Source organism: Erythrobacter sp. WG, assembly GCF_026586795.1.
Classification (GTDB): domain Bacteria; phylum Pseudomonadota; class Alphaproteobacteria; order Sphingomonadales; family Sphingomonadaceae; genus Erythrobacter.
Map to the genome: position 1 here is coordinate 1 of NZ_JAPFGY010000044.1, position 18,088 is coordinate 18,088.

The window sequence follows — 18,088 nt, forward strand, 5'->3', positions numbered from 1 at the left end:
GCGGCGCCGCCTGCCCCGGCCAGTTTCGACACGATCGAGGATCTGCGCGCGGCGGTCGACGCCCACGAACGCGCGATCCTCGCCCACGCGCTGGGCAAGCATCGCTGGAACCAGCGCCAGACCGCGCGCGCGCTCGGGCTCACCTATGACCAGCTGCGCCACTGCATCCGCAAGCACGCGCTGATGGAGGGGCAGGACTGAGCCGCCTTCTAACGGATTGGCAATTCTTTTCGATTATTGCGGTCGCCTGAACTGGGACGACAATAACGCGATGCATCGGCATTCCGAATATTTCCTTATGGATTACGGAGACCTGCGCTGGTTTGCAGGCGAATCGGCATGGCCGCCGCCGCGATCGGAGCGGGGGCGCTGACGTGCGACCCGACCTGACCGGCAGCCATCGGCACGCTGCGCTCCCCTCGGCGGCCGCGCCGCATGAGGCGGTGCTGCGTGCCGCCGCGCCGCAGGTCCCATGCCCGGTTGCGCCCCACACGACCGAGGATCGGCTGCGAATGCCGGCGCCCGCGGCCGGGGGCGACGTGCCCTCGCTCCAGGCCGGTCGCCGCTCCGCGCCGCGCCTGCGCATCAGCCTCCCGGCCCAGCTGATCGCAGTCGAGAAGGCGCACACCTGCATCCTGCTCAACCTCTCGCGCACCGGCGCGCAGGTCGCGATCCTCGATGCGATCCGCGAGGGCGAGGGCGCGATCTTGCGCTGCGGCGTCATCAACCACTTCGTGATCGTCACCCGCAGCGAATTCGGCCTCAATGCGCTGATGTTCGACGAGCCGCTCAGCGATGCGATGGTGCTCGAGACGCGGCGCTATCACGAGAACTTCGAGGAGCGCGAACGCCGCGCGCTGCTCGAGACGGCCCGCAAGTGGGCGACCGGCGACACCTCGGACGACCGCCCGATCTGATTTCCCGCGCCCCGTCGGCCGCGCATTACGCATTCGCCACAGTCCGCTGCGCCATCTCGTCTTCACCCCGCTCCGGCAGGCTGGCGGGCATCATGTCCGCAGAGCCGCAACCCTCTCGCACCCGACGGCAGTCTCGCCGTGGGGCGCCGGGCATCCGCGCGGCTCAGGCTTGCCCTCCCGGCCAGGTTCACCGCGATCAGCGGGACGCAGAACTGCATCATCGTCGACCTGTCCCGCACCGGCGCGCGCCTCGCGGTGGTTCGCCCCGTCGCGGCCGGTCAGCAGGGCTATGTCGAACTGGGGCGTTTCGAGCTGTTCGGATCGATCGTGCGGCTCGAACAGCGCTCCGGCGGGGGCCTCAACGCGATATCCTTCGACGAACCGCTCGCCAAGGCGCAGGTGCTCGAGATTCGCCGCTACGCTGAACACTTCGCCGAGCGCGAGAGCGCGGCGCTGCGCGAACAGGCCCGGCGCTGGGTCAGCGGCCAGCCCTGACTCCGGCGGCCGCGCGCCGGGCGGGCGGATGACACTTGCCAAAGCCGGCAAATCGCACTAGGTGCAGCGCCAATCCCGACATTGTCGCGACAAGGTTTGGATGCTGGCGCCTCCGGGGGCCGGCCCAACACCGCGTTTGTGCAATGTCCTTGTGCAACGAAGGACTCGATGACCGATATCGCGCGACTGACCACGCTGATCGAACCCGAGGCGACTGCCCTCGGCTTCGAGCTCGTGCGCGTGGCGATGGTCCCCTCCGAGGCCGGCGACGGCGGCATGGCGCTCCAGATCATGGCCGAGGACCCGGCGACGGGCCAGCTGGTGCTCGACCAGTGCGCTGCCCTCTCGCGCCGCATCTCCGACGTGATCGACGCGGCGGAAGAGGCAGGCGAGGTGCTCGTCGAGGGCGCCTATCACCTCGAAGTGTCCAGCCCCGGCATCGACCGTCCGCTGACCCGCGACAAGGACTTCGCGAACTGGGCGGGCCACGAGGTCCGCATCGTCATGGACAAGGCCTATGACGGCCAGCGCGTCAACAAGGGCGTGCTCGGCGGGCTCGAGGATGGTATGGTCCTCGTCAAGGAAGTGAAGGCGGGCGACGTTCGCCTGCCGCGCGCCGCCATTCATTCCGCGAAGCTCGTCCTCACCGACGCGCTGATCGCCGCCACCCGCCCGCTGGACACCAGCGGAGCCGACGAACTCATCGAAGACAATTCAGAGAAGGCAGACGACTGATGAGTGCCATTTCCGCCAACAAGGCCGAACTCCTCGCGATCGCCAACGCGGTCGCCTCGGAAAAGATGATCGACAAGGCGATCGTCATCGAGGCGATGGAAGAAGCGATCCAGAAGTCCGCGCGCAACCGCTACGGTGCGGAAAACGACATCCGCGCGAAGCTCGATCCCATGACCGGCGATCTGACGCTGTGGCGCGTGGTCGAGGTGGTCGAGGAGGTCGAGGACTACTTCAAGCAGGTCGATCTCAAGCAGGCCGAAAAGCTCCAGCCCGGCGCCAAGGTCGGTGACTTCATCGTCGATCCGCTGCCCCCGGTCGATCTCGGCCGCATCGATGCGCAGTCGGCCAAGCAGGTGATCTTCCAGAAGGTCCGCGATGCCGAGCGCGAGCGTCAGTTCGAGGAATTCAAGGACCGTCAGGGCGAAGTCATCACCGGCGTGATCAAGTCGGTCGAATTTGGCCACGTGATCGTCAACTTGGGCCGCGCCGAGGGCGTGATCCGCCGCGACCAGCAGATCCCGCGCGAAGCTGCCCGCGTGGGCGAGCGGGTGCGCGCGCTCATCACCAAGGTCGAGCGCAACAACCGCGGACCGCAGATCTTCCTCAGCCGCGCGCACCCCGACTTCATGAAGAAGCTGTTCGCGCAGGAAGTGCCGGAGATTTACGACAACATCATCGAGATCAAGGCCGCCGCCCGCGATCCGGGCAGCCGCGCCAAGATCGGCGTGATCAGCCGCGATTCCTCGATCGACCCGGTCGGCGCCTGCGTCGGCATGAAGGGCAGCCGCGTGCAGGCGGTGGTGCAGGAACTGCAGGGCGAGAAGATCGACATCATCCCGTGGAGCGAGGACACGGCGACCTTCGTGGTCAACGCATTGCAGCCCGCCACGGTCAGCCGCGTCGTGCTCGACGAGGATGATGGGCGCATCGAGGTGGTGGTGCCCGACGACCAGCTCAGCCTCGCGATCGGCCGCCGCGGCCAGAACGTGCGGCTGGCGAGCCAGCTCACCGGCCACCAGATCGACATCATGACCGAGGAAGAGGCTTCGGAGAAGCGCTCCAAGGAATTCGCCGAACGGTCGAAGATGTTCGAGGAAGAGCTCGACGTCGACGAAACCCTCTCGCAGCTGCTGGTGGCCGAAGGCTTCGCCGAGCTTGAGGAAGTGGCTTACGTGGACCTCGCCGAACTCGCGAGCATCGAAGGCTTCGACGAGGAACTCGCCGAGGAACTCCAGAGCCGCGCGTTGGAAGCGCTCGAACGGCAGGAAGCCGCGCACCGCGAAGTGCGCCGCGGCCTCGGCGTGGAAGATGCCCTCGCCGAAATCCCGCACCTTACCGAAGCGATGCTGGTCACGCTCGGCAAGGCGGGGATCAAGACCCTCGACGATCTCGCCGATCTCGCCACCGACGAGCTGATCGCCAAGAAGCGCGAAGCGCCGCGTCGCCGGAACAACACCGATGGCCCGCCGCAGCGTCGTCCGCAGCGCGAAACCGACAAGGGCGGGGTGCTCGGCGAATACGGCCTGTCCGAAGAGCAGGGCAATGAGATCATCATGGCTGCCCGTGCCCACTGGTTCGAGGACGAGCCGACCGAGGAGGCCGCCCATGCGGACTCCACCCAATGAGCGCCTGACGTCCGACATCGCTAGGCCGTCGCCCTCCGCCAAGGCGGAGAGCGAGCGGCGCTGCATCCTCTCCGGGGAGACCTCGGCGCGGGACCGCCTCGTGCGTCTGGCGATTGCGCCCGACGGGCTGGTGCTGCCCGATGTCGCGGCCAAGGCCCCGGGGCGGGGGGCGTGGATCGGCGTCCATCGCGAGGCGCTTGAAGAAGCGCTTGCCGATGGCCACCTCAAGAAAGCCCTGATGCGCGCCTTCAAGGGTGCGCCTCTCACCATTCCCGAGGATCTGCCCGCAAGGATCGAGGCGGCGCTGACGCGCCATCTCGGCGACCGGCTGGGGCTGGAATTGCGTTCGGGCAACATCGTGCTGGGCTCCGCGCGGATCGAGGAACAGGCGCGGCAAGGGCGCATCGCGGTGCTGCTTCATGCCCGCGATTCCAGCCCGGACGGGCGGCGCAAGCTCGATCAGGCGTGGCGCGTCGGCAACGATGCGGAAGGATCGGGGCAACAGGGGAAGGTCTTGCCACTGGACCGCCATGCGCTGTCTGTGGCATTGGGCCGCGACAATGTGGTCCACCTCGGCGTCGCCGGTCATCCCGGCGATATGCGGGCCGGGACCCGCGTGCTCCAGGCGGTGGATCGGCTGGTGCATTTCGCCGGGGCGGATCGCGCCGGGACCGGCGGGACGAACGCGACGCAAGACGATGGCCGGGACTTGCCCGGCAACGCCGAGGGGCCTGCCGGGCCGATCGGCGCGAGTGACGAATACGTGAAGGACTGACGAGCGATAATGAGCGACGACAACGACAACCAGCGCATCCGCAAACCCCTGGGCCTCAAGCGCTCGGTGGATGCGGGCGAGGTCAAGCAGACCTTCAGCCACGGCCGCACCAACAAGGTGGTGGTCGAGGTGAAGCGCCGCCGCGTGCTCGGCAAGCCCGGCGAGGCCGCTCCGGCGGCTGCGCCCGAACCGGTGGTGGCCGCTCCGCCGCCGCCGCCCCCGCCTGCTCCCGCTCCGCGCCCGGCGCGTCCTGCCCCTGCGGGCGAGACCCCGCAGGAGCGGGTCAAGCGCCTCCAGCTCGAGGCCGAGGAAGAGCGCCTGCGGCTCGCCGAGGAAGCGCGCAAGCGCGAGGAGGCCGAGGCCCGCGAGCGCGAGGAGGAGGAACGCCGCCGTATCGAGGAACGCGCCCGCGCCGAGGAACAGGCCGAGCGTCAGCGCGACGCTGCGCCCGCCGCGGAGCCTGCGAGCGAGGCCGAAGCGCCCGCCGCGCCCGAAGCCGCGCCTGCTGCTGCTCCGGCAGCACCCGCCGCTGCGCCTGCCGCGCGCCGCTTCACGCCCGTAGAGCGCCCGGAGCCCAAGCGCCCCGCCGCGCCCGAAGTGAAGGGCAAGAAGAAGGACGAGAAGCGCGCCGCCCCTGCCGACGAGGGCAAGGACAACCGCCGCTCGGGCAAGCTCACCGTCACCCGCGCGCTGAACGAGGACGAAGGCCGCCGTGCGCGCAGCCTCGCCGCGCTGAAGCGGGCCCGCGAGAAGGAACGCCGCGGGCAGGGCGGCCCCAGCAAGCCGCGCGAGAAGCAGGTCCGCGATGTGGTCGTGCCGGAAGCGATCACCGTCAGCGAGCTCGCCAACCGCATGGCCGAAAAGGGCGCCGACCTCGTGAAGGCGCTGTTCAACATGGGCATGATGGTCACGGTCAACCAGACCATCGACCAGGACACCGCCGAGCTGCTGGTCGAGGAATTCGGCCACAACATCACCCGCGTCTCCGCGAGCGATGTCGACATCGACACAAGTGCCGATGAAGATCCCATCGAGACGCAGAAGCCGCGTCCCCCGGTGGTGACGATCATGGGCCATGTCGATCACGGCAAGACCAGTCTGCTCGATGCCCTGCGCGGCACCGACGTGGTGAAGGGCGAGGCCGGCGGCATCACCCAGCACATCGGCGCCTACCAGATCACCACCAAGGACAAGGCGAAGATCACCTTCCTCGACACCCCCGGCCACGCGGCCTTCACCGAGATGCGGATGCGCGGTGCAAACGTCACCGACATCGTCATCCTCGTGGTGGCGGGCGACGACGGGCTGATGCCGCAGACCATCGAGGCGATCAACCACACCAAGGCGGCGGGCGTCCCGATGATCGTGGCGATCACCAAGTCGGACAAGCCCGAATACAACCCGCAGAAGATCCGCGAGCGCCTGCTCGAGCACGAAATCGTCGTCGAAGCGATGTCGGGCGACGTGCAGGATGTCGAGGTATCGGCCAAGACCGGTGCGGGGCTCGACAAGCTCATCGAGGCGATCGGATTGCAGGCCGAACTGCTCGAACTGAAGGCGCGGCCCGACCGCGATGCGGAGGCGACCGTGATCGAGGCCCAGCTCGACAAGGGCCGCGGCCCGGTTGCGACCGTGCTCGTCACCCGCGGGACGCTCAAGCGCGGCGACAATTTCGTGGTTGGCACCCAGTCGGGTCGCGTGCGCGCGATCGTCGACGACAAGGGCCAGCAATTGAAGGAAGCCGGCCCCTCGATGCCGGTTGAGGTCTTGGGCCTCGGCGGGGTGCCCTCGGCGGGCGACCAGCTCACGGTGGTCGAGAACGAGCAGCGTGCCCGCGAGGTTGCCAAGTATCGTCAGGAGAAGGCGACCGAGAAGCGCACCGCGCTCGCGCCGACCAACTTCGACACGATGTTCAACAACCTCGCCTCCAACGTCATCGAATATCCGGTGGTGGTGAAGGCGGACGTGCAGGGCAGCGTCGAGGCGATCGTCAATGCGCTCCACAACCTCTCGAACGACGAGATCAAGGTGCGGGTGCTGAACGCCGGTGTCGGCGCGATCACCGAGAGCGACGTGCTGCTCGCGGCGGCCTCCAAGGCGCCGATCATCGGCTTCAACGTGCGTCCCAACGCCAAGGCGCGCGACCTCGTCAAGCGCGACGGGGTGCGGATGATGTATTACGACGTCATCTACCACCTCACCGACGCGGTCGCCAAGGAGATGGCGGGCGAACTCGGGCCGGAGCGGATCGAGACGGTCGTCGGGCGTGCCGAGGTCAAGCAGGTCTTCCCGGCGGGCAAGAAGGACAAGGCGGCAGGTCTGCTGGTTCTGGAAGGCGCGATCCGCCGCGGGCTGTTCGCACGTCTCACCCGCGCCGACGTCATCGTCTCGGCCACCAAGATCGCCTCGCTCAGGCGCTTCAAGGACGATGTCGACGAGGTCCGCACAGGTCTCGAATGCGGCGTGGTGCTCGAGGACACGAACGACATCAAGGCCGGCGACATGCTCGAAGTCTTCTCGGTCGAGGAGCGTGAGCGGACGCTGTGACAATCTCCCCTCCCGGTTGCGGGAGGGGCCGGGCGTGGGAATGGGCCGCCAAAGGCCCACCCCGCTGCGACTAGCCAGCAAGCTGGCAAGTCTCGCGCCCCTCCCGCGCGCGGGAGGGGGTAAGGAAGGTCGATGACGCAAGCCATTCACTATCCCGAGGATGCAGGGCAGTCGCCGCATACCGCGCTGCTGGGCTCCGAGTTCGTCAGCTTCGACGCCGCGACCCAGACCGCGACCATGCGCTTCGCCGTCAAGCGCGAGATGTGCACCTGGCGCGGGGGCGTGCAGGGCGGGCTCGTCGCGGGCTATCTCGATGACGTGATGGGCTATGCCTATGTCGCGGCCACCGGCGGGGAAATGGCGCCGCTCAACCTCGACATTTCCATGAGCCTCATCCGCCTCATCCCCGAGGGCGCGACGATCATCGGCAAGGGGCGGGTGGTCAAGGCGGGCCAGCGGGTGTTGTTCCTCGAGGGCGAATTGCTGGCGGAAGACGGGACGATCTACGCCCGCTCTACCTCCACCGCGATCCCCACCCCGCGCCCGACGCCGGAAGTGACAGGGCTTGAGCGCTGATGGCCAAGCAACCCTTCACCGCCGAGCAGCAGTCGGTCCGCGTCCTCAAGGTGGGCGAGCGGGTGCGGCATATCCTCTCGGAATTGCTCGCCCGCGGCGAGGTGCATGACGATGTGGTGAGCGCCGCGCACATCTCCGTCACCGAGGTGCGCATGACCCCCGATCTGCGCCATGCGACGGCCTACGTGAAGCCGCTGCTCGGCGCGGGCGACGAGGAGGTGGTCCATGCCCTGCGGCAGAACACCGCATTTCTCCAGCGCGAGGTCGCCCAGCGGCTCGGATTGAAGTTCGCCCCCAAACTCCGGTTCCGCAAGGACGAAAGCTTCGCCGAGGCCGACCGGATCGAGGCGCTGCTGCGCGATCCCAAGGTGCTGCGCGACCTCGATGACGAGGGCAAGGGCGAGGGCGAGGGCGAGGGCTAGGTCAGCTGCACTCGAAGGTCAGCTCCACCTTGTCCCATTGGCCAGCCGCGAGCGCATCGGGGCTGATCCAGAACTGATACAGGCCCATGTCGCCGAACCGGAATTCGGGCAGGTCGTCATAGACGATCTGGAGCAGCAGGTGATCGCACAGGTGCTCGTAGCGGTTGGTCTGTCGGCAACCGCCGAGCCCGAACATCTGGTGCTGCCAGCTCGTCGGCAGGCGGTATTGTTCGTTGAGAAGAGCCAGCACCGCATCGGGGATAGCGGTGGCTGCGCGCCGGTCGCCGGTGATCATGCGCCGGATCGTCGCATCGCGCACATCGCGCAGGCTTGACGAGACATTGAAGCGGCACAGCTGTTCGAAGTCGCGGCGCGCCGTTTCCATCACGTCCTTGAGAAGAGCGGCTTCTTCAGCCGTCATCTCCGACCAGGGATCGCGGCCCGCGACGAAGCTTTCGAAGCGGGCGGCGAATTCCGCGAGCCCGCGGCCTTCGGCTTCGATCTTCGGAATGTCGGCGCGGTTGCGCTCTTCCCAGGCGCGCGAATCCGCCAGCGCCTTTTCGTCGAGCTCCGGTGCCGCGAGCAGGCGAGCCTGATAGTCCTTCCCTTTCGCGATCGAACTCTCGCGCCCGGCGATGGCGCGGGGCACATAGGCCAAGGCTGCCTGCAATTGCCGCAGGACCAGACCGGCGCCGTACCACCACATCGTCTCGGCCCCGGCGATCGCTTCGGTCAGACGTCCGCCCGTAGAGAACGCGTAGTCGCGCCGCGGCGTGATGGCGGCGGACGCCGCGATCTGGGCGGCGTCGATGATCTCGAGATCGTCCTCGTCTTCGCTGACCGGTGGAAGGTCCTCGGGCAGGCGCATTCTCGCCGGTTCGACAGGCCAGAAGGGAAAGAGCGGATGGGTGAGCGGCGAGCGGGTTTCGGGCAGCGGGTAGCCGTCCTCCTCATAGGCGTGCGGCAGGCCCTCGGGCGCGGGGGTGGGCTGGTGATCGCCGGGCGGCACGTGGAGCACGGCGCCCTCGTTGATGAAGAAGGCGAGCGATCCTTCCTTGGGCAGCGGGGTGTCGGGGTTGGCGGCGGCGATCTCGGCAAGGTCGAGCTGCGCGACGAAGGGCAGGGGCACACCGTCCTTGCCGCGCGGCCACGCCTGCCCGCCGAGCTTGGGCAGCCCGCCGAACCATGAGCGGTCATTGCTCCAGTCGCGGTCCTTGTCGCGCGCTTTGCGGATGATCGCGACCGGATCGACGCGCTGCTCATGCGGTGTGCGCCGGCGCTGCCATTCCGCGGCGAGCGACATCGCGCGGTCGGCGATGTCGTCGGTGAGGGTGAAATCGTCACCCATCACCGCGCGCGCCTGCGCCTCGAGCGCCACGGTGCTCGGCTTGCGCGGCGTGCCGGGCGCAGCCTCGGCATCGCGCAGCCCGGCCATGGCCGTCAGCCCGCGCCGCCGCGCGAGTGGGGCCACCGGAGCGTCCCTTGCCTCGCCGGGCGCGGGGCGTGCGGGCAGGGGCGGAAAAGCGGGGGGTGAGAGCCGGGGCAGCCGCAGTCCGAGATCATGAGCCGCAGCCAGCACCGCCACGAGAACCAGCGCGATGATCGGGGGCAGCTTGCCGGTCATCTCGATAAGCGGGAGGATCGCCGCATCCAGTGCCGCAGCGACGATCTTGCCCTTGCTGGTGCTGGGATAGGGGGACACCGGCGCGAGCCAGATCAGCGCCGCCATCGCGCCGCACAGCACGAAGATCGCGCCTGCGCGCTTCGTGTCGCCTGATGTTTCGTTCATGCCGGCCCCTGCGTCCTTCCCGGGGCGGGTCTAACGAGAGCATGGTTAAGTTGCGGCTAAGCGCCTCTTTCCATGCGACCTTCGCGGATCAGCGCGGCACCATCCGCGCCTTCAGGGTGATGTCGACCTTGTTGCCGACGATCAGCTGATAGGATTTCATCCCGAAGGCGCGTCGGTCGATGGTGGTGGTTCCGGTGAAGCTGACGGGCTTGCCGGAATTGCGCACCGGATCGGCATCGAAGGTCACGGCGAGGCTGGCGGGCCTCGTGACGCCGCGCGCGGTCAGTTCCCCCGCAACGGTGCCCTGCGTCGCGCTCGACAGCTTCAGCGCGCGGCCGGCGAAGCGGATGGTCGGGTATTTCTCGACCCAGAAGAACTTGTCGCCCCTGAGGCGCGCCAGCGTCACCGCGTCCGGGGCCTCTATCGCGGTCGCATCGAAGGTCACGTCGATCACCGCCTTTTCGGGCGCGCCGGGCACGATCGTCACCGCGCCCTCCATGCGCGGAAAACGCGCGGTCTTGCTGGCGAGGCCGAAGAACGGGACCCGCGCCGAGACATCGCTGGCGGCGGTATCGAGCGTGTAGCGCTGCGGCACGCTCGCCGTGTTGGCGAGGCCGAGCAGCGCCAGCAGCGGCAGGATCGCGAACCGGGCGAGGGGGCGGGCGAGGGGGCGGGGCAGGATCATCGCTTTCCCGATACGTTTCAGCCGGGCAAAAGGTTCAACCTCGTCCTCGTCGGCAGCCTTGCGAAGGGGTAGGCAGAGCCATGGCCAAGCTCTATTTCTACTATGCCAGCATGAATGCCGGCAAATCCTCGCACCTGCTCCAGGCCGATTTCAATTATCGCGAGCGCGGCATGGCGACGATGCTGTGGACGGCCGCGCTCGACAGCCGCTCAGGCGGCATGGTGCGCAGCCGGATCGGTCTGGAGAGCGAGGCGCACCGCTTTAACCCCGAAACCGACCTTTGGGCCGAAGTCGGCGCCGCCCACGCCGGGGGCGGGCTCGATTGCGTGCTGGTCGACGAGGCGCAGTTCCTCCAGCCGGAACAGGTCTGGCAGCTCGCCCGGCTCGCCGACGAGGCGAACATCCCGGTGCTGTGCTACGGCCTCAGGACCGATTTCCGGGGCGCGCTGTTTCCCGGCTCGGCGGTGCTGCTGGGCATCGCCGATGCACTGGTCGAACTGAAGGCGGTGTGCCACTGCGGGCGCAAGGCGACCATGAACCTGCGCGTCGATGCGCAAGGCCAGGCCGTGCGAGAGGGGCAGCAGACCGCGATCGGCGGCAACGAGAGCTATGTGGCCTTGTGCCGCAAGCATTTTTCGGAGGCGCTGCGCGGCTGACGCCCCGCGCGCCTCGCGCGAGGTCGAGGAGCCTTGCCGGCGTGTCTCGACTTCGCTCGACACGAACGGATGATGGCTCGGACTGGCGATCGCCCCCCAGCTTCCTATCTTGGCAGGGATGACCGATACCCTCGCTTTCGCCCTCGTCCTGATCCCAGCGCTGGTGATCGCCATCGTCTTTCATGAGGTGGCGCATGGCTTTGCCGCCCGCGCGCTCGGCGATCCGACCGCGTCCGAGCGCGGTCGGCTGACATTGAACCCGATCCGCCACGTCGATCCGGTCGGCACGCTGCTGGTGCCGGGCTTCCTGGCGCTGGTCGGCGGGCCGGTGTTCGGCTGGGCCAAGCCCGTGCCGGTCAATGCGGCCCGGCTGGCGAGCCCGCGCTTCGGGATGATGGCGGTGGCGGCGGCGGGACCGGGGAGCAACTTCGTGCTGGCGCTCGCGGGTGCGGTGCTGCTCGGGCTGATCATGCCTGCGGGGCTGGGCTTTGCCGGGGATGCAGCCGGGGGCGCCAGCCTGCTCACCGACGCCGCCGGGCAGACCGCGTGGCTGGCGACGGGGCTGTTCTACTTCATCCTCATCAACCTGTTCCTCGGCCTGTTCAACCTGTTGCCGATCCCGCCCTTCGACGGTTCGCACATCGTCGGCGGCCTGCTGCCGCGCCCGCTGCGCCGCGTGTGGCAGCAGATCCAGGGCGTGGGCATGGTGCTGATCGTGGTGCTGGTGGCGGCGAGCTGGGTGTTCGGGACGAGCTGGCTCGGCAACATCCTCATGCCGCCGGTGATGTGGGCGATGGGCCACTACCTCGCGATCGCCGACGCGGTGGCGAGCGCGGTGCGCTGACGGCATCGCTTGCCGATCGGCCACTGCGCTGCTTAGGGGGGGCGGGTGAGCCACGACCTGTCCGATCCGCGCACCCGCCCGCTCCACGGCTGGCTGATCCTCGACAAGCCCAAGAGCATGGGCTCGACGCAGGGCGTGAGCGCGGTCAAGCGGGTGCTGCGCCAGAACGGCTATGCGAAAACGAAGGTCGGCCACGGCGGGACGCTCGATCCGCTGGCCGAGGGCGTGCTGCCGATCGCCTTGGGCGAGGCGACCAAGCTTGCCGGGCGGATGCTCGATAGCGACAAGATCTACGCCTTCACGATCCGCTTCGGCGAGGAGACCGACACGCTCGACACCGAGGGGCCGGTGATCGCGACCAGCGATGTGCGTCCGACTTTGGCCGAGGTGCAGGCGGTGCTGCCGCGCTTCACCGGCCCGATCGAGCAGGTGCCGCCGGCCTATTCGGCGCTGAAAGTGGGCGGTCAGCGCGCCTATGACCTGGCGCGCAGCGGGCAGGCGGTGGAGCTGAAGTCTCGCAGCGTAACGATCCACGCGCTCACGATCCTCCCCGGAACAGGGAGGGGGACCGTCGAAGACGGTGGAGGGGCACCCTCGGCTGCTCCTGAAGCCAGCGTTTCGCAACAGCCGCACCTGCCCCTCCACCATCCTGCGGATGGTCCCCCTCCCCCGGTGGGGGAGGATTCCATCACCCTCACCGCCCATGTCTCCAAGGGCACCTATATCCGCAGCCTCGCGCGCGACATTGCCCATGCCCTTGGCACCTGCGGCCATGTGACCTACCTCAGGCGCATCAAGGCCGGCCCCTTCCGCGAAGAACAGGCGATTTCGCTGGACTTCATGGAGGAAACCGCTAAGGGGCGGGGCCTTGAACACCTCCTCCTGCCGCTGGAGGCGGGGCTGGACGACATCCCGGCCCTCGCACTCGACCAGACAAGCGCGCAGGCGGTCCGACAGGGCCGGGTGCTGTCTGGCATGCCCCAATCATCCGGGCTCTATCTGGCGAAGCTGGGCCGCGTGCCGGTCGCGCTGATGGAGATTTCGGATGGCACGGCCTCGGTCGTGCGCGGGTTCAACCTTCCCGATGTCGCTGAGTAAGAGAGAAAAAACATGTCGGTGACCGCCGAAAAGAAGCAGGAAATCATCACCTCGAACGCCCGTGATCCCAAGGACACCGGCAGCCCGGAAGTCCAGGTCGCGATCCTCACCGAGCGTATCCGCAACCTCACCGAGCACTTCAAGGATCACCACAAGGACAACCACTCGCGCCGCGGCCTTCTGATGATGGTCAACAAGCGCCGCACGCTGCTCGCCTATCTCAAGAAGAAGGATGTCGAGCGCTACAACGCCCTGATCCAGAAGCTGGGTCTGCGTAAGTAAGAGTTTCGCGTTGAAAGGCGGCTCAAGGGCCGCCTTTCTCGCATTTGGGGCCAGCGGACATCCGGTCCGCCAAGCCTCGGGGCCAGAAGAGTGCCCCTAACCGGACCGGGACGGTTCTTCCCCGGCACATGAGGCCCCGCCCGGCAATGTGGCCGCGCGGGTCAGAAGGAAAACCAATGTTCGACACGAAAACCGTATCGCTGGAGTGGGGCGGAAAGACCCTCACTCTGGAAACCGGGCGCATTGCCCGTCAGGCCGATGGCGCCGTGATGGCGACCTATGGCGAAACCGTGGTGCTGTGCGCCGTGACCGCCGCCAAGTCGGTGAAGGAAGGGCAGGATTTCTTCCCGCTCACCGTCCATTATCAGGAAAAGTTCTCGGCGGCCGGCCGCATCCCCGGCGGCTTCTTCAAGCGTGAACGCGGCGCGACCGAGAAGGAAACGCTCACCAGCCGCCTGATCGACCGTCCGATCCGTCCGCTGTTCCCCGAAGGCTTCTATAACGAAATCAACGTGATCGCGCAGGTCCTGTCGTTCGACGGCGAGACCGAGGCCGATATCGTCGCGATGATCGCTGCCTCGGCTGCGCTCACCATCTCGGGCGTGCCCTTCATGGGCCCGATCGGCGCCGCGCGCGTCGGCTTTGTCGACGGCGAATACACGCTCAATCCGAAGCAGGACAAGGCGCTCGCCGAAGGCCGTCTCGACCTCGTGGTCGCCGCCACCGACAAGGCGGTGATGATGGTCGAATCCGAAGCCAAGGAACTGACCGAAGCCGAAATGCTCGGCGCGGTGATGTTCGCGCATGACGAGATCCGCAAGGTGATCGGCGCGATCGTGGAACTCGCCGAAAAGGCCGCCAAGGATCCGTGGGAAGTCGACCTCAGCGACAACACCGCCGACATCAAGGCGAAGCTCAAGGACCTCGTCGGTGCGGATATCGCCGCGGCCTACAAGCTCACCGACAAGTCGGCGCGCTCCAATGCGCTGAACGAGGCGCGGGCCAAGGCCAAGGCCGCTTTCGCCGAGGAAAGCCCGCAGACCCAGATGGTCGCGATCAAGACCATGAAGAAGGTGGAAGCCGACATCGTGCGCACCGCCATCCTCAAGGAAGGTTCGCGCATCGACGGCCGCAAGCTCGATCAGGTGCGCCCGATCGAAGCCATCGTCGGCTTCCTGCCGCGCACCCACGGCTCGTCGCTCTTCACCCGCGGCGAGACGCAGGCGATCTGCACCACCACCTTGGGCACCAAGGACAGCGAGCAGATGATCGACGGGCTCGAAGGCCTCAGCTACTCGAGCTTCATGCTGCACTACAACTTCCCGCCCTATTCGGTCGGTGAAGTGGGCCGCTTCGGTGCCCCCGGGCGCCGCGAAGTCGGTCACGGCAAGCTCGCCTGGCGCGCGCTGAACCCCGTGCTGCCCTCGAAGGAGGATTTCCCCTACACCATCCGCGTGCTCAGCGACATCACCGAGTCCAACGGCTCGTCCTCGATGGCGACCGTCTGCGGCGGTTGCCTTTCGATGATGGACGCAGGCGTGCCGATCAAGGCTCCCGTCAGCGGCATCGCCATGGGCCTGATCCTCGAAGGTGACGAATTCGCCGTCCTCTCGGACATTCTGGGCGATGAAGACCACCTCGGCGACATGGACTTCAAGGTTGCCGGGACCGCCGAAGGCATCACGACGATGCAGATGGACATCAAGGTTGCCGGCATCACGCAGGAGATCATGGCCAAGGCGCTGGAGCAGGCGAAGGCCGGCCGTCAGCACATCCTGGGCGAGATGGCCAAGGCCCTGACCGGTGCCCGCAGCGAAGTCAGCAAGCACGCGCCGCGCATCGAGACGATCCAGATCGACAAGTCGAAGATCCGTGACGTCATCGGCACGGGCGGCAAGGTGATCCGCGAGATCGTCGCCGAAACCGGCGCCAAGGTCGACATCGATGATGAAGGCGTGATCAAGATCTCGTCCTCGAACCTCGACGAGATCGAAGCGGCCAAGAAGTGGATCCTCGGCATCGTCGAGGAAGCCGAAGTCGGCAAGATCTACACCGGCAAGGTCGTCAACATCGTCGATTTCGGCGCTTTCGTGAATTTCATGGGCGGCAAGGACGGCCTCGTCCACGTCTCGGAAATGAAGAACGAGCGGGTCGAAAAGCCCACCGATGTCGTCTCCGAAGGCATGGAAGTGAAGGTCAAGGTCCTCGAGATCGACCAGCGCGGCAAGGTCCGCCTGTCGATGCGCGTGGTCGACCAGGAAACCGGCGAAGAGTTGGAAGACACCCGTCCGCCCCGCGAACCGCGCGAGCCGCGCGGTGATCGCGGCGACCGTCGCGGGCCCCGCGGCGGAGGCGACCGTGGGCGCGGCGGTGATCGCGGCGGACGCGGCGGCGACCGTGGCGGCCGCGAGCGTGACAGCGGTCCGGCGGGTCTGCCCGACTTCCTGAAGGACTGATCGCCTCGTCAGAGGCATGAACATGAGGCCGCCCGGAGCGATCCGGGCGGCTTTGTTGTTGAGGAAAGACCGATGTTCCAGCGCCAACTGATCGACACGACGCAAATCGAGGACGGCGTGCTCCTCGAACTCTACAGCCACGGACGCGATTTCATGATCGTGCTCGGGCGCAACGAGCTGATGAGCACCCGGATGCGCTTTTCCGAGGAGCAGCTCGCCGAACTGACGCTCGCAAAGCTCGGCAAGCCAAGCCCACGTATCCTGATCGGCGGCTATGGCATGGGCTTCACCTACCGCGCCGCCGCCGCGCGACTGGGGGATAAGGCCGAGATCGTCATCGCCGAGATCAGCGAGACCATCGTCGACTGGGCGAGGGGGCCGATGGCAGACCTGACCGGCGAGAGCCTCGAAGACCCGCGCCTGACCTTGCGGATTTGCGATGTCGCAGCCCTGATCGACGATGCCAACGACGGGACTTCGGAGAAATTCGACGCGATCCTGCTCGACGTCGACAATGGGCCGGACGGCCTGGTGCGTGACGCCAACAACCGGCTCTATTCGCGCACGGGCCTCGCCAAGGCGCGCGACGCGCTGAAGCCGGGCGGCATCCTCGCCGTTTGGTCGGCCGCGCCCGATCCCGCCTTCCGCAAGCGCCTCAAGGACGCGGGGCTCGACGTCGAGGAGCGCGGCATCCGCTCGCGCCCCAACAACAAGGGCGCGCACCATACGATCTGGTTCGCCCAGAAAGCCTAGCTCAGAAGTCGTAGATCAGCGTCATGCGCGTCAGCGTGTCGGTGCCCACCGCGCCGCGCGGCGGGTTGCTGTCATATTGGTAGGAATAGGAGACCCGCGCCGACAGCTTCCCGCTGATCTTCGCGTTAAGTCCGGTGAGGAGATCGATGGTGGTGTTGCGCGCATCGACGATGGCGAGCGTCGATCCGCCGGTTTCGGCGACCGCGTTGGTCGTCTGGGTGAGCTTCAGCGTGTCGGTGATGTTCCAGCCGAAATCGACCCCGATCAGCCCGGCGAGCCGGCTCTCGTCGCGGCCGTCGATGAAGGTGGTGTGGCGGAACGCGGGCCCGGCCTTGAGCGAGAGCTGGACCTCCTTGTCCTTCAGCGCCTTGAAGCCCATCCCGCCCGAGACGGCATAGCGCCCGTCGTAGCCCTGGAAGCGGTCGCGCTCGCCCTGGGCGAGGGCATAGACGTAGACATCGGGCGAGACGTTGTAGTTGGGCTCGTATCGTCCCAGATATTGCTCGCGCGTGGTGACGCGGCCGGCGCGCTGGTAGTCCATCCGCCCGGTGAGCTTGTGGCGCCACTTCACCCCCTTGCGCTCGACCGCAAGGCCGGCGCTGACCCCGGTGTTGCTCGAATTGCCGGTCGTCCGAAAGCCGCCGAACTCGCCCTTGCCCGCCCAGTTCTCGAACACGCCGGCAGAGCGCAGTTCGGCCTCCTTGGCAGCGGCCTCCTCCGCCTTGCGGGCGGCGAGCCGGGTCGAGAAGGTCGCGAGGATCGCGTCGAGCTCGGCCGTGTCGTCCGGGTTGGTGGTGCGGGCGATAGCGATGATGGTGCGCACCTTGCTCTCGTCCCCGGTGGCGAGGGCCGCATCGACCATGGCTCTCACCGGATCGGGGAGCGATGCTGCGGCGGGATGGGCGAGGGCGAAAGCGGGAAGCGCCGCAAGGCAGCGGCGCAAGGAGGCGGCATTGGTCACAGCGGCGGTCCCTCGACGTGGTTTCGGTGCCCCCCGAAGACCGGGCCGCAGCGGGCTGGCGATTGCGTCCCCGCGGCGGCCCGGCGAATGTCAGCGCACGCGCGGACCGCCGAACGGCAGCGGCGGGGGCGGGCGGCGCACGCCGCGCGGCAGCTGCGCCTGGTAGGCGCGCCCGCAATGCTCGACGCAATAGGGAAAGCCGGGGTTCACCGGCTCGCCGCAGAAGTGGAAGTCGGGCTCGCCCGGGTGGCCCATCGGCCAGCGGCACACCTTGTCCGACAGGTCGAGCAGGCTGGTCTTGCCGGCAATCTCGGGGCTCGGCTTGGCGGGCACGAGGCGGCGCGGCGGGGCGGGCGGGATCGGCGCCTGCTGGTCGCCCGGGCCCTGGCGCAGGAAGCCGCCGGGGCCGACCGAGACGATCTTGGGCATATTGGCCTCGGGCGCGGGCACCGGCGCGGACGGCGCGGCGGCG

The 18,088-nt window shown here is 67.7% G+C and carries 19 protein-coding genes; 15 read left to right on the plus strand and 4 right to left on the minus strand.

Going from position 1 to position 18,088, the window contains the following annotated elements; genetic code table 11:
* From OPU67_RS15650 to rbfA, 9 genes are all read left to right on the plus strand, one after another.
* The coding region (locus OPU67_RS15650; RefSeq protein WP_324255377.1) for a helix-turn-helix domain-containing protein at nt 1-201 on the plus strand (201 nt) is incomplete at its 5' end.
* 311 nt (nt 202-512) lie between these two features.
* On the plus strand, nt 513-917 hold the full coding sequence (locus tag OPU67_RS15655; RefSeq protein WP_267621292.1) for a hypothetical protein: 405 nt from the start codon (nt 513-515) through the stop codon (nt 915-917).
* 138 nt (nt 918-1,055) lie between these two features.
* Complete coding sequence (locus OPU67_RS15660; protein WP_267621294.1) at nt 1,056-1,412, plus strand: PilZ domain-containing protein; 357 nt, start codon at nt 1,056-1,058, stop codon at nt 1,410-1,412.
* Nucleotides 1,413-1,580: 168 nt separating this feature from the next.
* A complete protein-coding gene (rimP, locus tag OPU67_RS15665) occupies nt 1,581-2,147 on the plus strand; it encodes a ribosome maturation protein RimP (protein WP_267621296.1) in 567 nt (188 codons plus the stop codon).
* Nucleotides 2,144-3,772 (plus strand): transcription termination factor NusA, encoded by a 1,629-nt coding sequence (gene nusA / locus OPU67_RS15670; protein ID WP_267621324.1) that lies wholly within the window; start codon nt 2,144-2,146, stop codon nt 3,770-3,772. Before rimP ends, nusA begins: the two co-directional genes overlap by 4 nt.
* Nucleotides 3,753-4,547, plus strand: a complete 795-nt coding sequence (locus OPU67_RS15675) for a DUF448 domain-containing protein (protein ID WP_267621298.1) — start codon at nt 3,753-3,755, stop codon at nt 4,545-4,547. The genes nusA and OPU67_RS15675 overlap by 20 nt, the downstream gene beginning before the upstream one ends.
* Nucleotides 4,548-4,556: 9 nt before the next feature.
* Nucleotides 4,557-7,094 (plus strand): translation initiation factor IF-2, encoded by a 2,538-nt coding sequence (infB, locus tag OPU67_RS15680; RefSeq protein ID WP_267621300.1) that lies wholly within the window; start codon nt 4,557-4,559, stop codon nt 7,092-7,094.
* Nucleotides 7,095-7,226: 132 nt separating this feature from the next.
* Nucleotides 7,227-7,670: a PaaI family thioesterase gene (locus tag OPU67_RS15685; protein ID WP_267621302.1), complete on the plus strand. Its 444-nt coding sequence runs from the start codon at nt 7,227-7,229 to the stop codon at nt 7,668-7,670.
* The gene (rbfA, locus tag OPU67_RS15690) at nt 7,670-8,092 is read left to right on the plus strand and encodes a 30S ribosome-binding factor RbfA (RefSeq protein WP_267621304.1); all 423 of its coding nucleotides are present in this window, start codon (nt 7,670-7,672) and stop codon (nt 8,090-8,092) included. The genes OPU67_RS15685 and rbfA overlap by 1 nt, the downstream gene beginning before the upstream one ends.
* Before the next feature lies 1 nt (nt 8,093).
* Here rbfA and OPU67_RS15695 read toward each other — a convergent pair whose 3' ends face one another.
* Complete coding sequence (locus OPU67_RS15695) at nt 8,094-9,881, minus strand: DUF1963 domain-containing protein (RefSeq protein WP_267621306.1); 1,788 nt, start codon at nt 9,879-9,881, stop codon at nt 8,094-8,096.
* 88 nt (nt 9,882-9,969) lie between these two features.
* Nucleotides 9,970-10,566 (minus strand): YceI family protein, encoded by a 597-nt coding sequence (locus OPU67_RS15700; protein WP_267621308.1) that lies wholly within the window; start codon nt 10,564-10,566, stop codon nt 9,970-9,972.
* An 80-nt stretch (nt 10,567-10,646) separates the two neighbouring features.
* Here OPU67_RS15700 and OPU67_RS15705 point away from each other — a divergent pair, with 80 nt between their 5' ends.
* The 6 genes from OPU67_RS15705 (at nt 10,647) to OPU67_RS15730 (ending at nt 16,655) form a co-directional block, all read left to right on the plus strand.
* Nucleotides 10,647-11,222 carry a thymidine kinase gene (locus tag OPU67_RS15705; RefSeq protein ID WP_267621310.1) on the plus strand — a complete coding sequence of 192 codons (576 nt, stop codon included), beginning with the start codon at nt 10,647-10,649 and terminating at the stop codon, nt 11,220-11,222.
* Nucleotides 11,223-11,340: 118 nt separating this feature from the next.
* Nucleotides 11,341-12,066 carry a site-2 protease family protein gene (locus tag OPU67_RS15710; protein WP_267621312.1) on the plus strand — a complete coding sequence of 242 codons (726 nt, stop codon included), beginning with the start codon at nt 11,341-11,343 and terminating at the stop codon, nt 12,064-12,066.
* A gap of 117 nt (nt 12,067-12,183) precedes the next feature.
* Nucleotides 12,184-13,164 (plus strand): tRNA pseudouridine(55) synthase TruB, encoded by a 981-nt coding sequence (gene truB, locus OPU67_RS15715; protein WP_420709035.1) that lies wholly within the window; start codon nt 12,184-12,186, stop codon nt 13,162-13,164.
* Between the two features lie 12 nt (nt 13,165-13,176).
* On the plus strand, nt 13,177-13,446 hold the full coding sequence (gene rpsO, locus OPU67_RS15720; RefSeq protein ID WP_017666453.1) for a 30S ribosomal protein S15: 270 nt from the start codon (nt 13,177-13,179) through the stop codon (nt 13,444-13,446).
* A gap of 176 nt (nt 13,447-13,622) precedes the next feature.
* Nucleotides 13,623-15,902, plus strand: coding sequence for a polyribonucleotide nucleotidyltransferase (gene pnp / locus OPU67_RS15725; RefSeq protein ID WP_267621318.1), 2,280 nt, complete (start codon nt 13,623-13,625; stop codon nt 15,900-15,902).
* Between the two features lie 72 nt (nt 15,903-15,974).
* Complete coding sequence (locus OPU67_RS15730; protein ID WP_267621320.1) at nt 15,975-16,655, plus strand: spermidine synthase; 681 nt, start codon at nt 15,975-15,977, stop codon at nt 16,653-16,655.
* Nucleotide 16,656: 1 nt separating this feature from the next.
* On the opposite strand, the gene OPU67_RS15735 is transcribed toward OPU67_RS15730, so the two are convergent.
* Together OPU67_RS15735 and OPU67_RS15740 are read right to left on the minus strand one after the other, a co-directional pair.
* Nucleotides 16,657-17,616, minus strand: coding sequence for a DUF481 domain-containing protein (locus OPU67_RS15735; protein ID WP_267621322.1), 960 nt, complete (start codon nt 17,614-17,616; stop codon nt 16,657-16,659).
* Between the two features lie 90 nt (nt 17,617-17,706).
* Nucleotides 17,707-18,088, minus strand: a 382-nt coding sequence (locus OPU67_RS15740) for a GcrA family cell cycle regulator (RefSeq protein WP_324255378.1), incomplete at its 5' end; no start/stop codon positions are given.

Bases quoted from the DNA above. Each gene is read 5' to 3' on its own strand.
- OPU67_RS15655 (WP_267621292.1), top strand. From the start codon at position 513: ATGCCGGCGCCCGCGGCCGGGGGCGACGTGCCCTCGCTCCAGGCCGGT.
- rimP (WP_267621296.1), top strand. From the start codon at position 1,581: ATGACCGATATCGCGCGACTGACCACGCTGATCGAACCCGAGGCGACT.
- OPU67_RS15675 (WP_267621298.1), top strand. From the start codon at position 3,753: ATGCGGACTCCACCCAATGAGCGCCTGACGTCCGACATCGCTAGGCCG.
- infB (WP_267621300.1), top strand. From the start codon at position 4,557: ATGAGCGACGACAACGACAACCAGCGCATCCGCAAACCCCTGGGCCTC.
- OPU67_RS15685 (WP_267621302.1), top strand. From the start codon at position 7,227: ATGACGCAAGCCATTCACTATCCCGAGGATGCAGGGCAGTCGCCGCAT.
- rbfA (WP_267621304.1), top strand. From the start codon at position 7,670: ATGGCCAAGCAACCCTTCACCGCCGAGCAGCAGTCGGTCCGCGTCCTC.
- OPU67_RS15695 (WP_267621306.1), bottom strand. From the start codon at position 9,881: ATGAACGAAACATCAGGCGACACGAAGCGCGCAGGCGCGATCTTCGTG.
- OPU67_RS15700 (WP_267621308.1), bottom strand. From the start codon at position 10,566: ATGATCCTGCCCCGCCCCCTCGCCCGCCCCCTCGCCCGGTTCGCGATC.
- OPU67_RS15705 (WP_267621310.1), top strand. From the start codon at position 10,647: ATGGCCAAGCTCTATTTCTACTATGCCAGCATGAATGCCGGCAAATCC.
- OPU67_RS15710 (WP_267621312.1), top strand. From the start codon at position 11,341: ATGACCGATACCCTCGCTTTCGCCCTCGTCCTGATCCCAGCGCTGGTG.
- truB (WP_420709035.1), top strand. From the start codon at position 12,184: ATGGGCTCGACGCAGGGCGTGAGCGCGGTCAAGCGGGTGCTGCGCCAG.
- rpsO (WP_017666453.1), top strand. From the start codon at position 13,177: ATGTCGGTGACCGCCGAAAAGAAGCAGGAAATCATCACCTCGAACGCC.
- pnp (WP_267621318.1), top strand. From the start codon at position 13,623: ATGTTCGACACGAAAACCGTATCGCTGGAGTGGGGCGGAAAGACCCTC.
- OPU67_RS15730 (WP_267621320.1), top strand. From the start codon at position 15,975: ATGTTCCAGCGCCAACTGATCGACACGACGCAAATCGAGGACGGCGTG.